Annotated in this window: 21 protein-coding genes; 13 read left to right on the plus strand and 8 right to left on the minus strand. The window is 69.0% G+C overall.

Features of this window, described 5'->3' with window-relative positions; all coding sequences use genetic code 11:
• Positions 1-79 precede the first annotated feature (79 nt).
• The 4 genes from ACIGKL_RS06500 to ACIGKL_RS06515 form a co-directional block, all read right to left on the minus strand.
• Positions 80-400 carry an amidase gene (locus ACIGKL_RS06500; protein ID WP_397485868.1) on the minus strand — a complete coding sequence of 107 codons (321 nt, stop codon included), beginning with the start codon at positions 398-400 and terminating at the stop codon, positions 80-82.
• Complete coding sequence (locus ACIGKL_RS06505) at positions 397-1,515, minus strand: serine hydrolase domain-containing protein (RefSeq protein ID WP_397485869.1); 1,119 nt, start codon at positions 1,513-1,515, stop codon at positions 397-399. Before ACIGKL_RS06505 ends, ACIGKL_RS06500 begins: the two co-directional genes overlap by 4 nt.
• Before the next feature lie 260 nt (positions 1,516-1,775).
• Positions 1,776-2,561, minus strand: coding sequence for an MBL fold metallo-hydrolase (locus ACIGKL_RS06510; protein WP_397485870.1), 786 nt, complete (start codon positions 2,559-2,561; stop codon positions 1,776-1,778).
• 64 nt (positions 2,562-2,625) lie between these two features.
• A complete protein-coding gene (locus ACIGKL_RS06515; RefSeq protein ID WP_397485871.1) occupies positions 2,626-3,513 on the minus strand; it encodes an acyl-CoA dehydrogenase in 888 nt (295 codons plus the stop codon).
• A 149-nt stretch (positions 3,514-3,662) separates the two neighbouring features.
• On the opposite strand from ACIGKL_RS06515, the gene olsB reads away from it, so the two are divergent.
• The 3 genes from olsB (at position 3,663) to ACIGKL_RS06530 (ending at position 5,716) form a co-directional block, all read left to right on the plus strand.
• The gene (olsB, locus tag ACIGKL_RS06520; protein ID WP_397485872.1) at positions 3,663-4,406 is read left to right on the plus strand and encodes an L-ornithine N(alpha)-acyltransferase; all 744 of its coding nucleotides are present in this window, start codon (positions 3,663-3,665) and stop codon (positions 4,404-4,406) included.
• Between the two features lie 187 nt (positions 4,407-4,593).
• Positions 4,594-5,364, plus strand: a complete 771-nt coding sequence (locus ACIGKL_RS06525) for a lysophospholipid acyltransferase family protein (RefSeq protein WP_397485873.1) — start codon at positions 4,594-4,596, stop codon at positions 5,362-5,364.
• Between the two features lie 181 nt (positions 5,365-5,545).
• Positions 5,546-5,716 (plus strand): hypothetical protein, encoded by a 171-nt coding sequence (locus ACIGKL_RS06530; protein WP_397485874.1) that lies wholly within the window; start codon positions 5,546-5,548, stop codon positions 5,714-5,716.
• A gap of 235 nt (positions 5,717-5,951) precedes the next feature.
• On the opposite strand, the gene ACIGKL_RS06535 is transcribed toward ACIGKL_RS06530, so the two are convergent.
• Entirely contained in the window at positions 5,952-6,551 is a 600-nt protein-coding gene (locus ACIGKL_RS06535; protein WP_397485875.1) for an ACP phosphodiesterase, read from the minus strand.
• A gap of 126 nt (positions 6,552-6,677) precedes the next feature.
• On the opposite strand from ACIGKL_RS06535, the gene ACIGKL_RS06540 reads away from it, so the two are divergent.
• Both ACIGKL_RS06540 and ACIGKL_RS06545 read left to right on the plus strand, forming a co-directional pair.
• Positions 6,678-6,980 (plus strand): ArsR/SmtB family transcription factor, encoded by a 303-nt coding sequence (locus tag ACIGKL_RS06540; RefSeq protein ID WP_397486260.1) that lies wholly within the window; start codon positions 6,678-6,680, stop codon positions 6,978-6,980.
• A 38-nt stretch (positions 6,981-7,018) separates the two neighbouring features.
• Positions 7,019-8,068, plus strand: coding sequence for an alkene reductase (locus tag ACIGKL_RS06545; RefSeq protein ID WP_397485876.1), 1,050 nt, complete (start codon positions 7,019-7,021; stop codon positions 8,066-8,068).
• Positions 8,069-8,196: 128 nt separating this feature from the next.
• Here ACIGKL_RS06545 and ACIGKL_RS06550 read toward each other — a convergent pair whose 3' ends face one another.
• Positions 8,197-9,042 carry an ATPase gene (locus ACIGKL_RS06550; protein ID WP_397485877.1) on the minus strand — a complete coding sequence of 282 codons (846 nt, stop codon included), beginning with the start codon at positions 9,040-9,042 and terminating at the stop codon, positions 8,197-8,199.
• Between the two features lie 342 nt (positions 9,043-9,384).
• On the opposite strand from ACIGKL_RS06550, the gene ACIGKL_RS06555 reads away from it, so the two are divergent.
• A complete protein-coding gene (locus tag ACIGKL_RS06555) occupies positions 9,385-9,675 on the plus strand; it encodes a hypothetical protein (protein WP_397485878.1) in 291 nt (96 codons plus the stop codon).
• 87 nt (positions 9,676-9,762) lie between these two features.
• Here ACIGKL_RS06555 and ACIGKL_RS06560 read toward each other — a convergent pair whose 3' ends face one another.
• Together ACIGKL_RS06560 and ACIGKL_RS06565 are read right to left on the minus strand one after the other, a co-directional pair.
• The gene (locus tag ACIGKL_RS06560; RefSeq protein WP_397485879.1) at positions 9,763-10,755 is read right to left on the minus strand and encodes an NAD-dependent epimerase/dehydratase family protein; all 993 of its coding nucleotides are present in this window, start codon (positions 10,753-10,755) and stop codon (positions 9,763-9,765) included.
• Between the two features lie 241 nt (positions 10,756-10,996).
• Positions 10,997-11,899: a LysR family transcriptional regulator ArgP gene (locus ACIGKL_RS06565; protein WP_397485880.1), complete on the minus strand. Its 903-nt coding sequence runs from the start codon at positions 11,897-11,899 to the stop codon at positions 10,997-10,999.
• 95 nt (positions 11,900-11,994) lie between these two features.
• On the opposite strand from ACIGKL_RS06565, the gene ACIGKL_RS06570 reads away from it, so the two are divergent.
• From ACIGKL_RS06570 to ACIGKL_RS06600, 7 genes are all read left to right on the plus strand, one after another.
• Positions 11,995-12,408 (plus strand): ACT domain-containing protein, encoded by a 414-nt coding sequence (locus tag ACIGKL_RS06570; protein WP_397485881.1) that lies wholly within the window; start codon positions 11,995-11,997, stop codon positions 12,406-12,408.
• Positions 12,408-13,010, plus strand: a complete 603-nt coding sequence (locus ACIGKL_RS06575; protein ID WP_397485882.1) for a LysE/ArgO family amino acid transporter — start codon at positions 12,408-12,410, stop codon at positions 13,008-13,010. The genes ACIGKL_RS06570 and ACIGKL_RS06575 overlap by 1 nt, the downstream gene beginning before the upstream one ends.
• A 336-nt stretch (positions 13,011-13,346) precedes the next feature.
• Positions 13,347-17,282: a trifunctional transcriptional regulator/proline dehydrogenase/L-glutamate gamma-semialdehyde dehydrogenase gene (gene putA, locus ACIGKL_RS06580; protein WP_397485883.1), complete on the plus strand. Its 3,936-nt coding sequence runs from the start codon at positions 13,347-13,349 to the stop codon at positions 17,280-17,282.
• Positions 17,283-17,343: 61 nt separating this feature from the next.
• Positions 17,344-18,135: a pyrroline-5-carboxylate reductase gene (gene proC, locus ACIGKL_RS06585; RefSeq protein ID WP_397485884.1), complete on the plus strand. Its 792-nt coding sequence runs from the start codon at positions 17,344-17,346 to the stop codon at positions 18,133-18,135.
• A gap of 424 nt (positions 18,136-18,559) precedes the next feature.
• Complete coding sequence (arcD, locus tag ACIGKL_RS06590) at positions 18,560-19,987, plus strand: arginine-ornithine antiporter (RefSeq protein WP_397485885.1); 1,428 nt, start codon at positions 18,560-18,562, stop codon at positions 19,985-19,987.
• A 16-nt stretch (positions 19,988-20,003) separates the two neighbouring features.
• On the plus strand, positions 20,004-21,254 hold the full coding sequence (gene arcA / locus ACIGKL_RS06595; protein ID WP_397485886.1) for an arginine deiminase: 1,251 nt from the start codon (positions 20,004-20,006) through the stop codon (positions 21,252-21,254).
• Between the two features lie 118 nt (positions 21,255-21,372).
• Positions 21,373-22,383 (plus strand): ornithine carbamoyltransferase, encoded by a 1,011-nt coding sequence (locus tag ACIGKL_RS06600; protein WP_397485887.1) that lies wholly within the window; start codon positions 21,373-21,375, stop codon positions 22,381-22,383.
• The last annotated feature ends 28 nt before the right edge of the window (positions 22,384-22,411 follow it).

Consider the following 22,411-nt stretch of genomic DNA (forward strand, 5'->3'; position numbering starts at 1 on the left):
GCATCCGGGCTACACGGTCGATCATCTCGCCCAGGGCTGGCCTGGCTCCCCTCTCCCATTTGAGGGAGAGGGTTGCTGGCTAGTCGTTCGGCAACAGCTGGCAGCCCTGGCGCGCGCCCAGCCAGGCGGCACTGTGGGTGCGCCCCAGGCCGCTGGCGGTCACCCGCTTGCCGGCCGTATCGTCGAGCAGGCTGCCGATCGGCAGGTACTGGGCGACGTAAGCTTCGCAATAGGCCGCCGGATTGCCGCTGACGTAACGGCAGGAGCAGTACTCCTTGGCGGTGTAGGCGCCGATGATGTCGGGGAAGGCCGCCAGGTGCGCGCGATTGGGCCAGGCCAGGGCGATCAGCAGGATGACCAGCAACAGCAGCAGGGTCAGCCAGGGACGACGACGGATCATGGCTGCACCTCCTCGGCGAAGGCCGCACGCACGCGCTTGAGCAGTTCGTTATGACTGTAGCTGCCGTCGCGGTCGTCGGCGTAGCGCACCACCACCAGCTTCTCCTCGGGCAGCACGTACAGGCCCTGGCCCCAGTGGCCGAGGGCGGCCAGGGTATCGGCCGGCGCATCCGGCCATGGCCGGGCGGCGCCGGGCAGCTCGGCGTTGAGCCACCAATGGGCGCCGGGTACCGCGTCGCCGGGCTTGGCCGTCTGCGGCTGGTAGCCGGCGAACGGCGTGGCGACGAACTCGACCCAGGCCGGCGGCAGCAGCTGGCGCTCGCCCCAGCGGCCGCCGCGCTGCAGCAGCAGGCCGACGCGGGCCAGGTCGCGGGCGCTCAGGTAGGCGTAGGAGGAGGCGACGAAGGTGCCGGCGCCGTCGCGTTCCCAGGTCGCGCTGGCGATGCCCAGCGGCTCGAACAGCGCGGTCCAGGGGTAGTCCGGGTAGGCCTCGGCGCCGACCATGCCCTTGAGCGCGGCGGCCAGCAGGTTGCTGTCGCCGCTGGAGTAGCGAAAGCGCACCCCCGGCGCGGCATCGGCGGCATGCGCCGCGGCGAAGCCGGCCATGTCGTCGCGGCCGCGGGTGTAGAGCATGGCGATCACCGAGGACTTCAGCGGCGCGTACTCGTAGTCCTCCTGCCAGGCCAGGCCCGAGGCCCAGTTGAGCAGGTGACCGACCTTGACCTGCGGGTGCTCGGCCATCGCCGGGTAGTACTTGGCCACCGGCGCGTCCAGCTTGAAGCGGCCCTCGCCGTAGGCCACGCCGAGGGTGGTGGCGAGCAGGCTCTTGGCCATCGACCAGGTCAGGTGCGCGGTGTCGGCGTTGGTCGGCGCGGCGTAGCGTTCGTAGACGATCTGCCCGTCCTTGACCACCAGCAGCGCGTCGCTGCGCACGCCCTGGCGCGTGGCGTCGTCGCGCGGGGCGAAGGCGTAGGCCTCCAGCGCGGCGATGGCCGGGCTGTCGCTGCGGGGGATGGTTTGCCAGTCCGGCTGCGGCCAGGACTCGGCCCGGACGATGCCGGCCAGCAGGCTGAGGCCGAGCAGCAGGCTCATACGGCGAAGGGAAAAGGGGCTCATGGGCGGCCTCGAGAGGAAATCGAGGCGCACCCTAGCACGGAGCCGGTGACCGCTTGAAGCGCCGCAGCGCCCGTGCATACGGGCAAAGGTAGGTTGGCGCTGAGCGCAGCGAAGCCCAACAGGGAGCGCACCGCGCTCCGCTCGACCGATCGCAGCCAAACCGGCGAAGCGCACCGCGCTCCGCCCGACCGATCGCAGCCAAACCGGCGAAGCGCACCGCGCTCCGCCCGCCCCATCGCAGCCAAGCCACCGAGCGCGCCTCAGCTCGGCAGGCGATAGTCCTCCGGCCCCATCAGGTCGAGGCCGCATTCGAGGTTCTCGATCCAGTAGAGGAAGGCGCTGATCATCTCCGCACCGACGAAGGGCCGGCCGTGCTGCGGCACTATCATCGCCACGTCCATCTCGCGGACCATCGCCGCCCACAGCCGGCAGGCCTTGTTGCCGGCCATGTAGCGGCGGTGGAAGCCCTCCATGTTGGGCAGGTGGTTGACGAAGTCGCGCACCGGGTTGGCGTCGTCCACCAGCGAGGCGCCCATGTCGCCGGAGAAGAGGATTTTGCTCACCGGGTCATACAGCTGGAAGTTGCCCACCGAATGGAGGAAATGCGCCGGCACCGCCTTCAGCGTGCACCGGCCCAGGGCGATGCTCTGGCCGCGGTCGGGCAGCGCGATGATGCGATCGAAGGTGTTGATGCCGCGGCTCAGCGCCAGGTAGTTGGCGGTCAGGTGCGGCAGAAAGCGCGCCCACAGCTTGGAGCAGATCACCCGCGCGCGGGTGTGCAGCAGCCACTTGTCCAGCGAGGCGATGATGTCCGGGTCCTGGTGCGAGGCGAAGATATAGGTCAGGTCCTGCACCGGGATGTGCTTGGACAGCTCCAGCGACAGCGGCGTGTAGGTCAGGTCGCCGCCGGGGTCGAGCAGCAGGTACTGCTCGTGGTCGGTGATCAGGAACTGGTTGGACTGCACGCCCTCGCCGCTGACCAGGTCATCGAACATCAGGCATTGGTGGCTGCCGTTATCGAACAGCACGATGGGCTCGCGGCGCATGGCAGGCTCTCTCGCAAAAGGCTGCGATGCTAGGGCTTGTCGCGATGGCGACTACTGACCTGGATCAAGCCCGGGCGACAATCTGCCACGCCTTTTCCAGGCGCTTGGCCCGCGCACTTTCGGCGATCTGCAGCAGGCCCTGGTCGCGCTGCCACAACGCCGCCCACTGCGCCGGGCCGGCGGCGAAGGCGGCGTCCAGCTCGGCCGCCAGCGCTCGCTGCTGGGCGAACAGGCCGGCCAGCAGCAGGTGCGTGGGCGCCGCGCTCGGGCATTGCCGGGCCACCTCGGCGCAGCCGGCCAGCTGCGCCAGCAGGCGCAGCTGCAGGGCCTCGGGCCAGGCGCAGTCCTGGCCGACGCCGTGCAGCCAGGCGCACAGCGCGGCGAGCACATGGACGTCCTCGATGCTGCGAAAGGGTTTCACGTAGTCGGCCCAGCCGTCGCCGGCCAGGCGCTCGCACTGCGCCTGCTGCAGATGCAGGCGGGCGTGGCCGATATCCGGCATCAGCGCCAGAGCCGGCAGCGCCTCGATGCGCACCCCGGGCGCGCCCTGGCGCACCACGCCGAGCACCAGGCGCGGCGCCTCGCCCGGGCCGTCCTCGCGCGCCGCCACCAGCAGCCAGTCGGCGCACTCGGCGGCGGTGACGAAGTCCTTGCGCCCGTCGAGATGCAGGCCGTCGATACGGGTGTGCATATCCGCCGGCCGCGTGCTGCGCCCTTCGGTGACGCACAGCGCGCCGGCCGACCAGGGCGCCGCCGGCCACAGCACGCGCAGCGCCGCCTGGTAGCCGGCGAGAAAGGCCAGCCCCGGCGTCGCCGCCAGGCGCCCGCCGAGGGCCAGCTCGAAGGGCTGCGGCGCCCCGCCCAGGCATTGCAGCAGGCGAGCGTACCAGTCCTCCAGGCCCTGTTCGGCGCTCAGGCGGGCGGCGGGTTGCAGCAGGGTTGACCAGGGCATCGCGTATTCCCTCCAGGCAACGGCCGGCGGCCGTCACACAAGCATCAAAAAAGCTTCACGGCGGTGACACCGCGGCTACCTAGCCTGACTTTGCCCAACAAGATCGACCGGCTGCAAGTCCCGAAAGCCGGCGTTAAGGAGGCTCAGGCATGACCCAGACTGCACCCAACACCGCCCGCCGCCTGCAGGCCGAACGCCTGGTCGGTCCCGCCGCCCTGCGCGAAGCCCAGGCCCTGCGCTACCGGGTGTTCAGCGCCGAATTCGACGCCAAGCTCAACGGCGCCGAACTGGGCCTGGACATGGACGACTACGACATCCACTGCCGGCATATCGGCGTGCGCGACCTCAACAGCGGCGAGCTGGTGGCCACCACCCGCCTGCTCGACCACCAGGCCGCCGCCGGCCTCGGCCGCTACTACAGCGAAGAGGAATTCAGCCTGCACGGCCTGGCCGGGCTGCAAGGCCCGGTGCTGGAGATCGGCCGCACCTGCGTCGATGGCGCCTACCGCAACGGCGCCACCATCGCCGTGCTCTGGGGCGAACTGGCCGAGGTGCTCAACGAGGGCGGCTACCGCTACCTGATGGGCTGCGCCAGCATCTCCATGCAGGACGGCGGCATCCAGGCCCAGGCGATCATGCAGCGCCTGCGCGAACGCTACCTGTGCACCGAACACCTGCGCGCCGAACCCAGGCACCCGCTGCCGCAACTGGACGTGCCGGGCAACGTCATCGCCGAGATGCCGCCGCTGCTCAAGGCCTATATGCGCCTGGGCGCGAAGATCTGCGGCGAGCCCTGCTGGGACCGCGACTTCCAGGTCGCCGACGTCTTCATCCTGCTCAAGCGCGACGAGCTGTGCCCGCGCTATGCCCGCCACTTCAAGGCGGCCGTGTAGGTTGGGCTGAGCGCAGCGATGCCCGACGGGCAATGTGCGGCCACACTTCGGCGTTGCGCCAAGCCTCTCGCGTTGGGCTTCGTCGCTTCGCCTCTCAACCCAACCTACACACTACAGGCGCCAGCCCTTGCATCGCGCGACCCGGCCCTGTAGACAGTGGCCGGCTCAATCACTCCGGAGGCCCCCGATGGCCCAACTGCGTCTGTCCCTGCGCCTGGCCCACCTGCTGCTGGTGATCGCCTGCGGCGCCCTGCTGGCCGGCGTGGTCAGCCTGTGCGAGCGCCTGGTGCGCCACGACCTGATGGCCCTGCGCCAACGCCTGACCCGCTGGTTCCTCGCCCGCCTCAGCGGCGCACTGCCGTTTCGCGTGCGCGTCGAAGGCGAGCTGCCGGCCCAGCCCATGCTGTGGGTCGCCAACCACGTGTCCTGGACCGACATCCCGCTGCTCGGCGCGCTGCAGCCGATCTCCTTCCTGTCCAAGGCCGAGGTGCGCAGCTGGCCGCTGGCCGGCTGGCTGGCGCACAAGGCCGGCACCCTGTTCATCCGCCGCGGCTCGGGCGACAGCAACCTGGTCGGCGAGCAGCTGGGTCGCCATCTGCAGCGCGGCCGCCACCTGCTGATCTTCCCCGAGGGCACCACCACCGACGGCCTCAGCCTGCGCACCTTCCACGGCCGCCTGCTGGCGAGCGCGATCGACAGCGGCGTGGCCGTGCAGCCGGTGGCCATCCGCTACCTGCGCGCAGGCCAGCCGTGCCCGGTGGCGCCCTTCGTCGGCGACGACGACATGCTCAGCCACCTGCTGCGCCTGCTGCGCAGCCAGGCCGGCGAGGTGCAGATCCAGCTGCTGGCGCCGATCGCCAGCGCCAGCGCCAGCCGCAACGAACTGGCGCGCCAGGCGCAGAGCCGCATCGCCGCCGCCCTGTACGGCGAATCGACCGAGCTGCGCCAAGCCGCCTGAACCCGGGCCTTGATCCATATCAGCCCGGGGTGATCCTCGCCGCGCTGCCGATCAACCTGGTGATCGGCTTATCCAGGAGGGCACCCTCGACGCCATCCGCAGCCTGCTCGGGGTGAAGAACCTGGGTGGAGGAAGCGGCGCTGACCGGCGAATCGCTGCCGGTGGAGAAATCCCTGGCCCGTTGCCAGGCCGATGCGGCCCTCGGCGACCGCCGCTGCGGCGGCTGCTCCACTCCACCGCGCTGGATGCGGCGCAGTGGACGCGGGTGGTGCTGACCGAGCTGGCGCTGTTCGTCGTCGCCGAGCTGGAGAAATGGCTGATCCGCCGTTTGCGCCTGCAGCCGGCCGGGTGACCGCGGTGCGCGCGGCCGTAGGGTGCGCCGTGCGCACCAAGCCCCCGCTCGTCGCGTGCGAAAGTCCCGTAGCCCGGATGCAATCCGGGCACAGCGCACCGGTCATCCCCGGATTGCATCCGGGCTACGTCGAGCAGGCGTAATTCGGGAATCGGAGCCCCGCCGCGCTCCCTGTAGGCGCCGGCTTGCCGGCGATGCGTTCACCACCTGATCGCCGGCAAGCCGGCTCCTACGCCTAGCGCGAATCCATGCCCCCGTCGCGGCGCAACTCGCCTCGGGCGAACGCCATCAGCTCGGGGTAGAAGGCGCGGAAATCCTCGCTCAGCGGCTGGTACAGGCGCTCCAGCTCGCCCAGGCTGCCATCGAGCAGCTGCGGTCGCGACAGGCGTCGCTGCATGCCGGCGATCACCTGCTCCAGCACCGCGAACTCGCGGTAGCTGCCGAGCCAGTCCTGCGCCGCCATGCGCGGCGCGATCAGCGCCAGGCGCCCGGGCAGCAGGGGCTCGTCGGCCAGCACCCGGTACACCCGCGCGGTAAAGGCGTCCAGCGGCTGTTCGGCGTAGTCGGCCCAGTCGCGCGCCAGGCAGTGGTCGAAGAACAGGTCCAGCAGCATGCCGGCCGTGCGCCGCCGCGCGGCGGGAAAGCGCGCCCGCGCACGCGCCTGCAGCGGGTGGCTGTCGGTAAAGGCGTCGATGCGCCGGTGCAGGCGGATGGCCGCCTCGATGTCGGCCGGCCACTGCCCGCCCAGCGGCCCCTTGACGAAATCGCCGTAGAGGCTGCCGAGCAGTTGCGGCGGCGCAGCGCCGCCGAGGTGCAGATGGGCCAGGTAGTTCATGCGCCGAGCTTAACCGGCCGCCTCGCAGAATCGAAGCCGTCGATAACGGCTATCGGCACAAACGATCTGTATATCGCCACCGGCCGATATAAGGTTCGCCCCATGCCGATACCGCGAACCCACGCCATGCACCTCGACCTCGACGCCATCATCAAAGCCCTCGCCCACCCGGTGCGGCGCGACATCCTGCACTGGCTGAAGGAGCCCGAGCGCCACTTCGCCGATCAGGAGCATCCGCTGCAGTTCGGCGTGTGCGCCGGCAAGATCGACCAGCGCTGCGGGCTGTCGCAGTCCACCGTGTCGGCGCACCTGGCCACCCTGCAGCGCGCCGGCCTGGTGAGCAGCCGCAAGGTCGGCCAGTGGCACTTCTTCACGCGCAACGAGGCGACCATCCAGGCCTTCGTCGAACGCCTCGGCCAGCAACTCTGAACGTCCTTCTCCCAATCGCTCCCCACGGAGGATTCACCATGCCCACGCTCTTCGACCCGATCCAGATCGGCGACCTCGCCCTGAACAACCGCATCATCATGGCGCCGCTGACCCGCACCCGCGCAGACCAAGGCCGCGTGCCCAACGCGCTGATGGCCGAGTACTACGTGCAGCGCGCCTCGGCCGGGCTGATCATCAGCGAGGCCACCGCGGTCACGCCGATGGGCGTCGGCTACCCGAACACCCCCGGCATCTGGTCGGAGGCGCAGATCCGCGGCTGGAGCAACGTGACCAAGGCGGTGCACGCCAACGGCGGCAAGATCGTCCTGCAGCTGTGGCATGTCGGGCGCATCTCCGACCCGATCTACCTGAACGGCGAGCTGCCGGTGGCGCCGAGCGCGATCAAGCCGGCTGGCCACGTCAGCCTGGTGCGCCCGATCAAGGAGTTCGTCACCCCGCGCGCGCTGGAAACCGAGGAAATCGCCGACATCGTCGAGGCCTACCGCCAGGGCGCGGAGAACGCCAAGGCCGCCGGTTTCGACGGCGTGGAGATCCACGGCGCCAACGGCTACCTGCTCGACCAGTTCCTGCAGAGCAGCACCAACCGCCGCAGCGACCGCTACGGCGGCAGCCTGGAGAACCGCGCGCGTCTGCTGCTGGAAGTCACCGATGCCGCCATCGAGGTGTGGGGCGCCGGCCGCGTCGGCGTGCACCTGTCGCCGCGCGCCGACTCCCACGACATGGGCGACGCCGACCGCGCCGAGACCTTCACCTATGTCGCCCGCGAGCTGGGCAAGCGCGGCATTGCCTTTATCTGCGCCCGCGAGCAGGAAGCCGACGACAGCCTGTCGCCGCGCCTGAAGGAAGCCTTCGGCGGCGTCTTCATCGCCAACGAGCGCTTCACCAAGGATCAGGCCAACGCCTGGCTGGCCGAGGGCAAGGCCGATGCGGTGGCCTTCGGCGTCCCCTTTATCGCCAACCCGGACCTGCCGGCCCGCCTGCAGCAGGACGCGCCGCTCAACGAACCGCAGCCGCAGACTTTCTACAGCGCCGGCCCGGTGGGCTATATCGACTATCCGCGGCTGTAAGCCCGGCAACGAAACTCGCCGCTGAAGCGCCGCCCACGACACCCACAGCGCCTGTGGGAGGGGCTTTAGCCGCGACCATTAAACGAACGCCCCGCAATGCGGGGCGTTCGTTTATCAGCGAGTCGCACTCAGCGCGCGTCGAGCTGCTGCTGCAGGTTGATCACCTGGCTCTGCAGGGTGTTGATGTTGCGCGTCATCTGCGCGCGGAAGGCGTCGAACTCGGCGGTGTTGGGGCCGGCGCTGGCGGCCGGGCGGCTGTCCAGCTCGCTGCGCAGCACCAGCAGGTCCTGCTCCAGGCCCTGGATGGCCTGGGCCGGGTTGCCCTGCTGCTTCAGCCTGTCGATCTCGCCGCTCAGGCTCTTGATCCGGCCATCGAGCTTGGCCAGCTCGGCCTGCGCCGCCTTGGCCTCGCCCTGCGCGCTCTTCAGCGCGGCCTGCTCGCTGCTCAGCGCCTGCAGGCGCTTGTCGAAGGCGGCGCTGGCGCCCAGGCCGCTTTTCAGCTCGTTACCCAGCTGCTCGAGGCGCTTGTCCAATGCGGCCTGCGCGCTGGCGGCCTGTTGCTGCTGCTTGCCCAGCTCGGCCAGGCGATTCTCCAGCTGCTTGACCTGCAGCTTGAGCGCCTCGCTGCCGCTGGTGACATTCGATTCGGTGGCCACCACCTTGCCGGAGATGTCCTGGATGCGCCCGGCGGCCTCCTCGCTGATACGGGCGAAGCTTTCCTGGGTCGCCACCAGGCGCTGCTCCATCAGGCCGATCTGCTGCAGGCTCCACCAGCCGAGGCCGGCCAGGGCGATGCTCAGCGCGCCGACCAGCGCCCACAGCGGGCCGGTGCTGGCGCCTTTGCCCGCCGCCGGGGCGGCCGCCGCGCGCTGCGGGCGCGGGGCCGGCTCGTCCTGGGGCTCGGCGAATTCCTCGCGGCGCCCGGGCGTCAGGCTGGGCAGGTGATCGAGCTCGTCGTGGGCATCGTTGCGCATGGTCGGACCTTTGTCTGGAACGGGGTAAACGAAAGTGCCGCGCAGTATACCGATTCGCCGATGGCCGATCAGCGCCGCGCCAAGCAGGTGCGCGGCGCACCGACGAAGGGCGCGACAGCCTCATCGACCCGCCGCCAGCCCCGTGGTTCCGCGTTTTTTGAACTGGTACGCAGTTTGCTGAGGATCTTTCGAGTTCAGCGACGGGCGACCGAGAAGGCGCTCGTGCTCCGCGGCACAGGCTGCGGGCGATGGGCAGCCAGGCGAGGGAATACGCCCGGCCCGGTCACCCAGGCGTCAGGACGAGGCCAGGGGTGACCCTTCAACCAACCTGGGGGAAGCGGCATGGAACTGAACAAAGCGCTATTGGACTGCATGCAAGCCTTGCGTCGCCGGCTGCGCGACGAACTGGCCCTGGATATCCGCCTGAGCCAGAGCGATGCGGTGATCGCCATGCTCGGCGGCTGCCTGCAGTCGAGCGACGAAGAAACCCGTCGGCTCGGCCAGCGCCTGGCCGAACTCGCCGACCAGCGCCCGCCGACGCCCGCCGCCAAGCCGCTGGCCAGCGTGGCGCTGCCGCAGGCGACGCCCGGCGGCTCGGTGCGCATCTATCGCGGCCAGCGCGTCTATGCCTGAGTGGTTGGCAGGCGACACTCCGCCTGGCCGCGCCCTATCAGCCGTGCTCAAGGCCGTTCGCGGCTGAAGCCGCTCCCACACGCCTGATCAGGCGCGCGACTGCACCTGCCACCAGGTGCAGAACTCGTCGAGCGCATCCCACAGGCTGGCCTTGGGCTCATAGTCGAGAAATTCGCGGGCGCGGTCGATATTCAGCGAGAAGTCCCTGGCCATCACCGCCACGCCGAGACGCAGCAGACTCGGCTCCGGGCGCCCCGGCAGCAGCTTGCACAGCCCCTCGTTGAGACAGGCGGCGGTGTAGGCCAGCGGGTAAGGCACATGGCGGGTCACCGGCGGCAGTTCCAGGCGGCGCAGTACGTAATTGACCACGTCCCACAGCGGCACCGGCGCGCCGTTGCTGATGTTGTACACCTGGCCCAGCGCCGGGCCGGCGGCCAGCAGGGCGCTGAACAGGGCGTCGTTGAGGTTGTGCACATTGGTGAAGTCGACCTTGTTCAGGCCGTTGCCGATGATCGCCAGGCGGCCCTTGCGCTGCATGCCGATCAGCCGCGGGAAGATGCTGGTGTCGCCGGCGCCGGTGACGAAGCGCGGGCGCAGGGCGATCACCTCGAGGCCGAACTCCTGGGCGGCGAACACCTGCTGCTCGGCCAGGTACTTGGTCTTGCCGTAGTGATCGGAGAAGCGCTTGGGCAGCTGCTCCTCGCGAACATCGACATGAGATTTTCCATCGAAATAGATCGACGGCGACGACAGGTGCACCAGGCGCCGCACCTTCTGCTTCAGGCTGGCCTCGATGACGTTCTCGGTGACCGTCACGTTGGCCTGGTGGAAATGCGCGTAGTCGCCCCACACCCCCACCGCGCCGGCGCAGTGCACCACCGCCTCGACGTCGCGGCACAGCGCCTGGGCCAGCTCGGCGTCGCCGAGATCGCCCTGGACGAACTCCGCGCCGCGCTTGATCAGGTGCTGCACGCCCTCGGCGCGGCGGCCGTTGACCCGCACCGCCAGGCCCTGCTCCAGGGCGAAGCGGGCGAAACGCCCGCCGATGAAACCGCTCGCGCCGGTGACCAGAATCTTCATCGCCACTCCCCCGTCGTTGTTCTATCCGCCGCACTCTAGCAGCGCCACGCCGCCTGCGCGCTGTCGGCGGCGGCCAGAACGGCGACCCGGCAGGCCTCATCCGCCCGCTCGGGCGCATGGACTCGTAGGGTGCGCCGTGCGCACCAGCCCATAGAGGGATATCGCTCTTCATCCAGCGCCAGGATCGATGCAAACCAATTTCCCCGCCGCATCACCTTGCAATTGGTGCGCACAGCACACCCTAGGGACCGCGCGCCGACTGCACCAGCGCACCGGCGGCGGCGCGGCGCAGCTGCTCGGTGAGCCCGGCCAGCAGCTCGCCGCCGTTGCGCCAGTGATGCCAGTACAGCGGCACGTCGATGCAGCGCTCCGGCACCAGTTCCACCAGCGCGCCGCGCGCCAGCTCGTCGCGCACCTGCAGCTCCGGCACCAGGCCCCAGCCCAGGCCGCCCTCGGTCAGGCGCACGAAGCCTTCCGAGGACGGGCACAGGTGGTAGGCGAAGCCGCCCGCCACGCCGAGCGCGGCCAGGTAGCGGTGCTGCAGTTGATCGTCCGGGCCGAAGACGATGGCCGGCGCCCGCGCCAGCGCCGCGGCCGTGACCCCGTCGGCAAAATGCCGGGCGACGAAGGCCGGGCTGGCCAGCGCGCGATAGCGCATCGCCCCCAGCGCCAGGCTGCGCGCGCCGGCCACCGGGCGCTCGGCGGCGCACACGCAGCCGGCCACCTCGCCGGCGCGCATGCGCTTGAGACCGACCTCCTGGTCCTCCACCACCAGCTCCAGCAGCAGCCGCTGGCGCGCGCAGAAGCCGCCCACCGCCGCCGCCCACCAGGTCGCCAGGCTGTCGGCATTGAGGGCGATGCGCAGACGCTCGGGCAACGCCTGCTCGTCCAGCGCCGGCACCTGGCCCTGCAGGTCGCGTTCGAGCAGGCGCACCTGCTGCACATGGTTGAGCAGGCGACGGCCGATCTCGGTGGGCGTCGGCGGCGTGGCGCGCACCAGCACCGGCTGACCGACGCGCGCCTCGAGCAGCTTGATCCGTTGCGACACCGCCGACTGCGAAAGGCCCAGCACCTGCGCCGCACGGTCGAAGCCGGCCTGCTCCACCACCGCCGCCAGGGCGGCGAGCAACTTGTAGTCGAACAATCGATTTACCTAATGAGAGATCAGCAATATTGGTTTCTCTTATACCGCCACAACCGCCAGACTCGCCAGCACTCAACCCATTTCAGGAGCCCGCCATGTCCGGCGAAACCGATCTCGCGCGCCTGCTGCAGAGCATGACGCCGCACCTCAACCGCGGTCAGTACGTGTTCTGCTGCGTCGCCGCCGATCGCGACTGCAGCGCCCTGCAGCCGCTGGCCAGCATGTGCGAAGGCGAAGGCCTGAGCCTGGTGCTGCCGCGCGAAGTCGCCGATGCCCATGGCCTGAACTACGACTACGTCGCCGCCTGGATCACCCTCGAGGTGCACTCCTCGCTGGCGGCGGTGGGCCTGACCGCGTCCTTCTCCGCCGCCCTGGCCCAGGCCGGGATCAGCTGCAACGTGATCGCCGGGGTTCATCACGACCACCTGTTCGTGCCCGTCGAACGGGCCGAGAAGGCGCTGTCGACCCTGCACGCCCTGGCGGCGGCGTGCATGCCGGAGCCCCGGTGATGTGGCAGAGCTACAGCAACGGCCTGCTGGTGGCCATCGGCCTGATCATGGCCATCGGCGCGCAGAACGCCTTCGTCCTGGCGCAGAGCCTGCGCCGCGAACATCACCTGCCGGTGGCGGCGCTGTGCATCCTCTGCGACGCCGTGCTGGTGGCCGCCGGGGTGTTCGGCCTGGCCACGCTGCTGGCGCAGAGCCCGACGCTGCTGGCCATCGCCCGCTGGGGCGGCGCCGCGTTTCTGCTCTGGTACGGCAGCCAGGCCCTGCTGCGCGCCGCCCGCCCGCAGTCGCTGAAGGCGGCGGGCGGCCAGCCGCGCTCGCTGCGCGCGGTGCTGCTCGCCGCCCTGGCGGTGACCCTGCTCAACCCGCACGTGTACCTGGACACCGTGCTGCTGATCGGCTCGCTCGGCGCCCAGCAGCCGGTGCCCGGCGCCTATGCCGCCGGCGCCGCCAGCGCGTCCCTGCTGTGGTTCGCCAGCCTGGCCCTCGGCGCCGCCTGGCTCGCGCCCTGGCTGGCGCGACCGCTGACCTGGCGGCTGATCGACCTGGGCGTGGCGGCGATGATGTTCGCGGTGGCCGCGCAACTGATGCTCGGCGGGCTATAGGCCCCGCCACGCCAGCTCGGCACTCCCGTTGGTCGGGTGCGCCGCGCACCAACCCTCTCCACCTCCCCAGGGGTCTACCTTGAATGGGTAGCACCATGCCGCCGGCGCGCCCCGACGCCCCGCTTCGGGTTGCACCCAACCACGCAGCCTGCTGCAGCATGCTCCGGCAGGCGTTCGCCTCCTATCGCCCCCTGATCTGGCGGGCGATTCGAACGCACGCAACAACGTCCGTCGGCCAAGGCAGATTAAAGGTTGCACCTAGTTGCACCATACGCTTGACCGGGTTTAACCTGCGCCCCTTCGCGTTAGCCACGCTCGTAACAACAGGTACAAGAAATGGCCACCACCACCCTTGGCGTAAAACTCGACGATGCCACCCGCGACCGCCTGAAGCAGGCCGCACAGTCCATCGACCGCACCCCGCACTGGCTGATCAAGCAGGCGATCTTCAATTACCTGGAGCAGATCGAGGGTGGCCTGACCCCGGCCGAGCGCTCCGGCCTGGCCGCCGCCGCCGGCGAAGAGCCGCTGGAGGCACTGAGCGAGCAGGGCCTGCAGGTGTTCCTCGATTTCGCCGAGAGCATCCTGCCGCAGTCGGTGCTGCGCGCCGCCATCACCGCCGCCTATCGCCGCCCGGAAACCGAGGCGCTGCCGATGCTGCTGGAACAGGCCCGTCTGCCCAAGGACAAGGCCGAAGCGGCCAACAAGATGGCCCTCGGCATCGCCGAGAAGCTGCGCAACCAGAAGAGCGCCGGTGGCCGTCAGGGCCTGGTGCAGGGCCTGCTGCAGGAGTTCTCCCTGTCGTCGCAGGAAGGCGTAGCGCTGATGTGCCTGGCCGAGGCGCTGCTGCGCATCCCGGACAAGGCCACCCGCGACGCGCTGATCCGCGACAAGATCGCCAACGGCAACTGGAGCCAGCACCTGGGCCAGAGCTCGTCGATGTTCGTCAACGCCGCCAGCTGGGGCCTGCTGATCACCGGCAAGCTGGTCGCCACCCATAACGAGGAAGGCCTGTCGTCCTCGCTCAACCGCCTGATCGGCAAGAGCGGCGAGCCGGTGATCCGCAAGGGCGTGGACATGGCCATGCGCCTGATGGGCGAGCAGTTCGTCACCGGCGAGACCATCGGCGAGGCCCTGGCCAACGCCAGCGGCATGGAAAGCAAGGGCTTCCGCTATTCCTACGACATGCTCGGCGAGGCTGCGCTGACCGAGGAAGACGCCAAGCGCTACCTGGCCTCCTACGAGCAGGCCATCCACGCCATCGGCAAGGCCTCGCACGGTCGCGGCATCTACGAGGGCCCGGGCATCTCGATCAAGCTGTCGGCGCTGCACCCGCGCTACAGCCGCGCCCAGTACGACCGGGTGATGGACGAGCTGTACCCGATCCTGCTGGGCCTGACCAAGCTGGCCAAACAGTACGACATCGGCCTGAACATCGACGCCGAAGAAGCCGACCGCCTGGAAATCTCCCTCGATCTGCTCGAGCGCCTGTGCTTCGCCCCGGAACTGGCCGGCTGGAACGGCATCGGTTTCGTCATCCAGGCCTACCAGAAGCGCTGCCCCTACGTGATCGACCATGTCATCGACCTGGCCAAGCGCAGCCGTCACCGCCTGATGATCCGCCTGGTCAAGGGCGCCTACTGGGACAGCGAGATCAAGCTGGCCCAGGTGGGCGGCCTGGAAGGCTACCCGGTGTACACCCGCAAGCCGTACACCGACGTGTCCTACGTCGCCTGCGCGCGCAAGCTGCTGGCCGTGCCGGAAGCCATCTACCCGCAGTTCGCCACCCACAACGCCCACTCGCTGTCGGCCATCTACCAACTGGCCGGGCAGAACTACTACCCGGGCCAGTACGAGTTCCAGTGCCTGCACGGCATGGGCGAGCCGCTGTACGAGCAGGTGGTCGGCTCGGTCAAGGACGGCAAGTACGCCCGCCCGTGCCGCATCTACGCGCCGGTCGGCAGCCACGAGACGCTGCTGGCCTACCTGGTGCGTCGCCTGCTGGAGAACGGCGCCAACACCAGCTTCGTCAACCGCATCGCCGACCACAGCATCGCGCTGAAGGATCTGGTGCTCGACCCGGTGCAGCAGGTCGAGCAGATGGCCGCCCAGGAAGGCACCCTCGGCCTGCCGCACCCGCGCATTCCGCTGCCGCGCGACCTCTACGGCGAGGCCCGGCTGAACTCCGAGGGCATCGACCTGGCCAACGAGCACCGCCTGGGCTCGCTGTCCTCGGCGCTGCTGTCGTCGACCAACAACCTCTATGTCGCCGGCCCGATCCTCGGCTGCGACACGCCCAACCCGGGCCCGGCCGAGCCGCTGCGCAACCCGGCCGACCACCGCGACCTGGTCGGCCACGTACACGAGGCCAGTGAGGCCGACGTCAAGAGCGCGATCCTCTGCGCCCTGGCCAGCGGGCAGATCTGGCAGTCGACCCAGCCGGCCGAGCGTGCCGCCGTGCTCGAGCGCGCCGCCGACCAGATGGAAGGCGAGATGCAGCAGCTGATGGGCCTGCTGGTGCGCGAATCAGGCAAGACCTTCGCCAACGCCATCGCCGAGGTGCGCGAGGCGGTGGACTTCCTCCGCTACTACGCCGCCCAGGCGCGCAGCTTCGGCAACGACAGCCACCGCCCGCTGGGCCCGGTGGTGTGCATCAGCCCGTGGAACTTCCCGCTGGCGATCTTCACCGGCCAGGTGGCCGCCGCGCTGGCCGCCGGCAACACCGTGCTGGCCAAGCCGGCCGAGCAGACCCCGCTGATCGCCGCCCAGGCCGTGCGCATCCTGCTCGAAGCCGGCGTACCCGGCGGTGCCGTGCAGCTGCTGCCGGGCCGTGGCGAAACCGTCGGCGCGCGCCTGGTGGGCGACGAGCGCGTGCGCGGGGTGATGTTCACCGGTTCCACCGAAGTGGCCGGCATCCTTGCGCGCAACATCGCCGGGCGCCTGGACGCCCAGGGCCGCAGCATTCCGCTGATCGCCGAGACCGGCGGCCTCAACGCCATGATCGTCGACTCCTCGGCGCTGGCCGAGCAGGTGGTGGTGGACGTGGTCAACTCCGCCTTCGACAGCGCCGGTCAGCGTTGCTCGGCCCTGCGCGTGCTGTGCGTGCAGGCCGATGTGGCCGACCGCGTGGTAGCAATGCTCAAGGGCGCCATGGCCGAATACCGCGTCGGCTCGCCGGAGCGCCTGCACACCGATATCGGCCCGGTGATCGATGCCGAGGCCAAGGACAATATCGACAACCACATCGCCAAGCTGCGCGAGAAGGGCCGCAAGGTGTTCCAGTGCGCCCGCTTCGAGGCCGAGGAGATCAAACGCGGTACCTTCGTGGTGCCGACCCTGATCGAGCTGGACAGCTTCGACGAGCTCAAGCGCGAGATCTTCGGCCCGGTGCTGCACGTGGTGCGCTACCAGCGCGCCGACCTGGCCAAGCTGCTGCAGCAGATCAACGACAGCGGCTACGGCCTGACCCTCGGCGTGCACACGCGCATCGACGAGACCATCAACCAGGTGGTGAGCGCGGCCCGCGTCGGCAACCTCTACGTCAACCGCAACGTGGTCGGTGCCGTGGTCGGTGTGCAGCCGTTCGGCGGCGAAGGCCTGTCCGGCACCGGCCCCAAGGCCGGCGGCCCGCTGTACCTGTACCGCCTGCTGTCGACCCGCCCGCAGGAAGCCGTGGCCCAGCAGCTGGCCGGCGACAACATGCAGGCGCTGGACGTGCCGGCCGAGCTGGCCAAGGCACGCGCCGCCTTTGCCGAGTGGGCGGGCAAGCAGGAGCCGGCCGTTGCCGCATTGTTCGAGCAGTACCTGGGCCTCAGCCAGAGCTTCAGCAGCCACCTGCTGACTGGCCCGACCGGCGAGCGCAACAGCTACAGCCTGCTGCCGCGTGAGCGCGTGCTGGGCCTGGCCGACGAGCGCGGCGACCTGCTGGCGCAACTGGCCGCCACCCTGGCCGTGGGCAGCCGCGTACTGTGGCTGGAAAGCCAGCGCGGCCTGTACGCCGAGCTGCCCAAGGAGGTGCAGAAGTGCATCGCCCTAGTCGCCGACTGGAGCACGGTCGACGCCGAGTTCGACGCCATCCTCCATCACGGCGACTCCGACCAGCTGCGCGAAGTCTGCCAGCTGGCCGCCCAGCGCAAGGGCGCCATCGTCAGCGTGCACGGCCTGAACAAGGGCGAGACCGACATCCCGCTGGAACGCCTGCTGATCGAGCACGCCCTGAGCGTCAATACCGCGGCGGCCGGCGGCAACGCCAGCCTGATGACCATCGGTTAACGACGTAGGGTGCACCGTGCGCACCGGTGCGCGCGGCGCACCCTACGCCCCGAGGAACTATATGAACGCACTCTTTATCGGTTACGGCCGTATGGGCAGCGCCATCGGCGCGGCCTGGCTCGAGGCCGGCCTGGTCCAGCGCCTGGTCGCGGTCGACCCGCACCCGCCGGCCGACGCCGCCGTCGCCCATTACCCGGCGCTGACCCGGGTGCCGGCCCAGCCCTTCGATCTGATCCTGGTCGCCACCAAACCCGGCCATGCCTGCCAGGTGCTCGGCGAGTTGCCCGACGCCCTGTGCCAGCACGCCGTGCTGGTGTCGGTGGCCGCCGGCGTCACCTGCGCCAGCCTCGCCGCCGCCCTGCGCGGACGCTGCCCGGTGGTGCGCGCCATGCCCAACACCCCGGTGCTGGTCGGCGCCGGCTGCACCGGCCTGTATGCCGACGCCGAGCTGGATAGCGGCAAGCGCGAGCTGATCGGCCGCCTGTTCGGCGCAGTCGGCACGGCCAGCTGGGTCGAGCGCGAGGAACTGCTGGACGCGGTCACCGCCATCTCCGGCAGCGGCCCGGCCTACTACCACCTGTTCAGCGAGGCGCTGGCCGATGCCGGCATCGCCCTCGGTCTTTCCCCCGAACTGGCCAAGGCCCTGGCCGCGCAGACCGCCTTCGGCGCGGCCTCGCTGCAGACCCAGGCCGGTGCGGATTTCGTCGAACTGCGCACGGCGGTGACTTCGCCCAACGGTACCACCGCCGCCGCCATCGCCGTCTTCGAACAGGATCAGGCCCTGCGCCGCCTGGTCGCAGCGGCGGCGCAAGCGGCCCAGCGCCGCTCCCAGGCGCTTTCCCAAGGCGCCTGACCGGCCGCGCCGATTGGCGCGGCCAAGCGCGACACGGCTGCCTGCAGTGGGCTACCCGCCCGGTGTCGCGCCTCCTCCTCTCCGGGCTCGCTTCGGGCCCAAGCACCGGCCTACCCGGCCAGTGCAGCAGCGGGGCTATCCGCCCCGCTCGCCCCTCTCCACGGCCAGCCCTGGCTGGGAAAAATTTTCATTTCGCCGTCCTTGCATTGCCCTAAAAGCTGACTAGCGTTTCAACAGTCGGACGTCGCACAACGCCCGGCGCAGAGCTGCCTTCCTGCCCCTCAGGTGCTCTTCAAAAACGGCTGATCGCGTTCGCGAAAGTGCGTTTGCGCAGTTCCCAGCAGCCCGATTGACGCAGATCAGCACGGCTGCCCACCCAAACGCGCTCAATACCCTAGTCGCTCCACGACATGGAGGTAACGAGATGTCCGATTCGACCCAGAAACTGCGCCTGGGCGCCTTGATCGCCCTGGTGGTCGGCTCCATGGTCGGCGGCGGGATCTTCTCCCTGCCGCAGAACATCGCCGCCAGCGCCGGCGCCGGCGCCACCCTGATCGGCTGGCTGATCACCGGGGTGGGCATGCTGACCCTGGCCTTCGTGTTCCAGACCCTGGCCAACCGCAAACCGGAGCTCGACGGCGGGGTCTATGCCTACGCCAAGGCCGGCTTCGGCGACTACATGGGCTTCTCCTCGGCCTGGGGCTACTGGATCAGCGCCTGGATCGGCAACGTCAGCTACATGGTGTTGCTGTTCTCCACCCTCGGTTACTTCTTCCCGGTGTTCGGCGAGGGCAATACCCTGCCGGCGGTGATCTGCGCCTCGGTGCTGCTGTGGCTGCTGCACTGCCTGGTGCTGCGCGGGATCAAGGAAGCGGCCTTCATCAACGTCATCACCACCATCGCCAAGATGCTGCCGCTGGCGCTGTTTATCGTCATCGCCGCCATCGCCTTCAAGATGGACGTGTTTACCGGCGACTTCTGGGGCAGCGGCAACCCCGAGCTGGGCAGCGTGATGGATCAGGTGCGCAACATGATGCTGGTCACCGTCTGGGTGTTCATCGGCATCGAGGGCGCGAGCATCTTCTCCGCCCGCGCCGAGAAGCGCAGCGACGTCGGCAAGGCCACGGTGATCGGCTTCGTCGGCGTGCTGCTGCTGTTGGTGCTGGTCAATATCCTGTCCCAGGGCATCATGGCCCAGGCCCAACTGGCCGGGCTGAAGAACCCGTCGATGGCCGGCGTGCTGGAGCAGGTGGTCGGCCCCTGGGGCGCGCAGCTGATCTCCATCGGCCTGATCGTCTCGCTGGCCGGGGCCCTGCTGTCCTGGACCCTGCTGTGCGCCGAGATCCTCTTTGCCAGCGCGCGCGACCACACCATGCCGGAGTTCCTGCGCAAGGAGAACGCCAACCAGGTGCCGGCCAATGCGCTGTGGCTGTCCAACGGGCTGATCCAGCTGTTCCTCATCGTCACCCTGTTCAACGCCTCCACCTACCTCAGCCTGCTGTACCTGGCCACCTCGATGATCCTGGTGCCCTACTTCTGGTCCAGCGCCTATGCGCTGCTGCTGGCCTGGCGCGGCGAGACCTACGAGAACGCCGGCGGCGAGCGCAACAAGGACCTGCTGATCGCCCTGATCTCCACCCTCTACGCCGTGTGGCTGGTGTATGCCGCCGGCGTGCAGTACCTGCTGCTCTCCGCCCTGCTCTACGCCCCTGGCGCGATCCTGTTCGCCAAGGCCAAGCGCGAGCTGGGGCAGCCCATCTTCACCGGCGTCGAGAAGATCATCTTCGTCGTCGTGCTGATCGGTGCCGCCATCGCCGCCTACGGGCTGTACGACGGCTTCCTGAGTCTCTAGCGAGAAGGAGTTCGATATGTCCAAGAAAGCCCTCGGCGTCCATTCGGAAGCCGGCAAACTGCACAAGGTGATGGTCTGCTCGCCGGGCCTGGCCCACCTGCGCCTGACCCCGAACAACTGCGACGAACTGCTGTTCGACGACGTGATCTGGGTGTCCCAGGCCAAGCGCGACCACTTCGACTTCATGACCAAGATGCGCGAGCGCGGCATCGAGGTGGTGGAGATGCATAACCTGCTCGAGGAAACGGTGAAAAACGCCGATGCCCTGAAGTGGATCCTCGACCGCAAGATCACCCCCAATAGCGTCGGCCTCGGCCTGCAGGGCGAGGTGCGCGCCTTTATCGAGGGCCTGGAGGCGCGCAAGATCGCCGAGTTCCTCATCGGCGGCGTATCCGGCGCCGACCTGGTCAGGCACAAGGACTCAGACGCGGCGAAGATGTTCAACGCCTATCTGGGCGAGTCCAGCTTCGTCTTCCCGCCGCTGCCCAACACCCAGTTCACCCGCGACACCACCTGCTGGATCTACGGCGGCGTCACCCTCAACCCCATGTACTGGCCGGCGCGCCGCCAGGAAACCCTGCTGGCCACGGCCATCTACAAGTTCCACCCGGACTTCGTCAACGAGCAATTCGAGATCTGGTACGGCGACCCGGATCAGGATCACGGCGCCGCCACCCTGGAGGGCGGCGACGTGATGCCGATCGGCAACGGCACCGTGCTGATCGGCATGGGCGAGCGCACCTCGCACCAGGCCATCGGCCAGGTCGCCCAGGCGTTGTTCGCCAAGGGCGCAGCCGAGCGGGTGGTGGTGGCCGGCCTCGGCAAATCGCGCGCGGCCATGCACCTGGACACCGTGTTCAGCTTCTGCGACCGCGACCTGGTGACCGTCTTCCCGGAAGTGGCCAACTCCATCGTGCCCTTCGTCCTGCGCCCGGACGAGAGCCGCCCCGGCGGCATCGACCTGCGCCGCGAGGACAAGTCCTTCCTCGACGTGGTCGCCGAATCGCTCAACCTGAAGAAACTGCGCGTGGTGGAAACCGGCGGCGACGCCTACGAGGCCGAGCGCGAGCAGTGGGACGACGGCAACAACGTGGTCTGCCTGGAGCCGGGCGTGGTGGTCGGCTACGACCGCAACACCTACACCAACACCCTGCTGCGCAAGGCCGGCGTCGAGGTGGTGACCATCAGCGCCAGCGAACTGGGGCGCGGCCGCGGCGGCGGTCACTGCATGACCTGCCCGATCATCCGCGACCCGATCGATTACTGACGGACTCGAGTCCGTAGGGTGGACATGGCGCAGCCTTGTCCACCTGCGCAGGAGAGGCGGCGGACAAGCCTTCGGCATGTCCGCCCTACAGTTGCCATTGCCAACGGAGCAAAGAATCATGGCTTTCAACATGCACAACCGTAACCTGCTCAGCCTGATGCATCACAGCACCCGCGAGCTGCGCTACCTGCTCGACCTGTCGCGCGACCTCAAGCGCGCCAAGTACACCGGCACCGAGCAGCAGCACCTCAAGCGCAAGAACATCGCGCTGATCTTCGAGAAGACCTCCACCCGCACCCGCTGCGCCTTCGAGGTGGCGGCCTACGACCAGGGTGCCAACGTCACCTATATCGACCCGGGCTCCTCGCAGATCGGCCACAAGGAATCGATGAAGGACACCGCCCGCGTGCTCGGGCGCATGTACGACGCCATCGAATACCGCGGCTTCAAGCAGGAAATAGTCGAGGAACTGGCCAGCTACGCCGGCGTACCGGTGTTCAACGGCCTGACCGATGAATACCACCCGACGCAGATGCTCGCCGACGTGCTGACCATGCGCGAGCACAGCGACAAGGCCCTGCACGAGATCAGCTACGCCTACCTGGGCGACGCGCGCAACAATATGGGCAATTCACTCTTACTCATTGGCGCCAAACTGGGCATGGACGTGCGCATCGCCGCGCCCAAGGCGCTGTGGCCGAGCGACGAACATGTCGCCGCTTGCAAGAAATTCGCCGAGGAAAGCGGCGCACGCATCACCCTCACCGAGGATGCCAAGGCAGCGGTCAAGGGCGTGGACTTCGTCCACACCGACGTCTGGGTGTCCATGGGCGAGCCGGTCGAGGCCTGGGGCGAACGCATCCAGGAGCTGCTGCCCTATCAAGTCAACATGGACATCATGAAGGCCACCGGCAACCCGCGGGCCAAGTTCATGCACTGCCTGCCGGCCTTCCACAACAGCGACACCAAGGTCGGCAAGCAGATCGCCGAGCAGTACCCGAACCTGAAGAACGGCATCGAGGTCACCGAGGACGTCTTTGAGTCGCCCTACAACATCGCCTTCGAGCAGGCGGAAAACCGCATGCACACCATCAAGGCGATCCTGGTCTCGACCCTGGCGGATATTTAGGTTCAGGTAGCCCGGATGCAATCCGGGA

It is taken from the genome of Pseudomonas sp. NPDC077186 (assembly GCF_044543505.1).
Classification (GTDB): Bacteria; Pseudomonadota; Gammaproteobacteria; order Pseudomonadales; family Pseudomonadaceae; genus Aquipseudomonas.

Excerpts from the sequence above, each read along its gene's own strand:
- ACIGKL_RS06500 (WP_397485868.1), bottom strand. The coding sequence starts at position 400 with ATGATCCGTCGTCGTCCCTGGCTGACCCTGCTGCTGTTGCTGGTCATC.
- ACIGKL_RS06505 (WP_397485869.1), bottom strand. The coding sequence starts at position 1,515 with ATGAGCCCCTTTTCCCTTCGCCGTATGAGCCTGCTGCTCGGCCTCAGC.
- ACIGKL_RS06510 (WP_397485870.1), bottom strand. The coding sequence starts at position 2,561 with ATGCGCCGCGAGCCCATCGTGCTGTTCGATAACGGCAGCCACCAATGC.
- ACIGKL_RS06515 (WP_397485871.1), bottom strand. The coding sequence starts at position 3,513 with ATGCCCTGGTCAACCCTGCTGCAACCCGCCGCCCGCCTGAGCGCCGAA.
- olsB (WP_397485872.1), top strand. The coding sequence starts at position 3,663 with ATGACCCAGACTGCACCCAACACCGCCCGCCGCCTGCAGGCCGAACGC.
- ACIGKL_RS06525 (WP_397485873.1), top strand. The coding sequence starts at position 4,594 with ATGGCCCAACTGCGTCTGTCCCTGCGCCTGGCCCACCTGCTGCTGGTG.
- ACIGKL_RS06535 (WP_397485875.1), bottom strand. The coding sequence starts at position 6,551 with ATGAACTACCTGGCCCATCTGCACCTCGGCGGCGCTGCGCCGCCGCAA.
- ACIGKL_RS06540 (WP_397486260.1), top strand. The coding sequence starts at position 6,678 with ATGCACCTCGACCTCGACGCCATCATCAAAGCCCTCGCCCACCCGGTG.
- ACIGKL_RS06545 (WP_397485876.1), top strand. The coding sequence starts at position 7,019 with ATGCCCACGCTCTTCGACCCGATCCAGATCGGCGACCTCGCCCTGAAC.
- ACIGKL_RS06550 (WP_397485877.1), bottom strand. The coding sequence starts at position 9,042 with ATGCGCAACGATGCCCACGACGAGCTCGATCACCTGCCCAGCCTGACG.
- ACIGKL_RS06555 (WP_397485878.1), top strand. The coding sequence starts at position 9,385 with ATGGAACTGAACAAAGCGCTATTGGACTGCATGCAAGCCTTGCGTCGC.
- ACIGKL_RS06560 (WP_397485879.1), bottom strand. The coding sequence starts at position 10,755 with ATGAAGATTCTGGTCACCGGCGCGAGCGGTTTCATCGGCGGGCGTTTC.
- ACIGKL_RS06570 (WP_397485881.1), top strand. The coding sequence starts at position 11,995 with ATGTCCGGCGAAACCGATCTCGCGCGCCTGCTGCAGAGCATGACGCCG.
- ACIGKL_RS06575 (WP_397485882.1), top strand. The coding sequence starts at position 12,408 with ATGTGGCAGAGCTACAGCAACGGCCTGCTGGTGGCCATCGGCCTGATC.
- putA (WP_397485883.1), top strand. The coding sequence starts at position 13,347 with ATGGCCACCACCACCCTTGGCGTAAAACTCGACGATGCCACCCGCGAC.
- proC (WP_397485884.1), top strand. The coding sequence starts at position 17,344 with ATGAACGCACTCTTTATCGGTTACGGCCGTATGGGCAGCGCCATCGGC.
- arcD (WP_397485885.1), top strand. The coding sequence starts at position 18,560 with ATGTCCGATTCGACCCAGAAACTGCGCCTGGGCGCCTTGATCGCCCTG.
- arcA (WP_397485886.1), top strand. The coding sequence starts at position 20,004 with ATGTCCAAGAAAGCCCTCGGCGTCCATTCGGAAGCCGGCAAACTGCAC.
- ACIGKL_RS06600 (WP_397485887.1), top strand. The coding sequence starts at position 21,373 with ATGGCTTTCAACATGCACAACCGTAACCTGCTCAGCCTGATGCATCAC.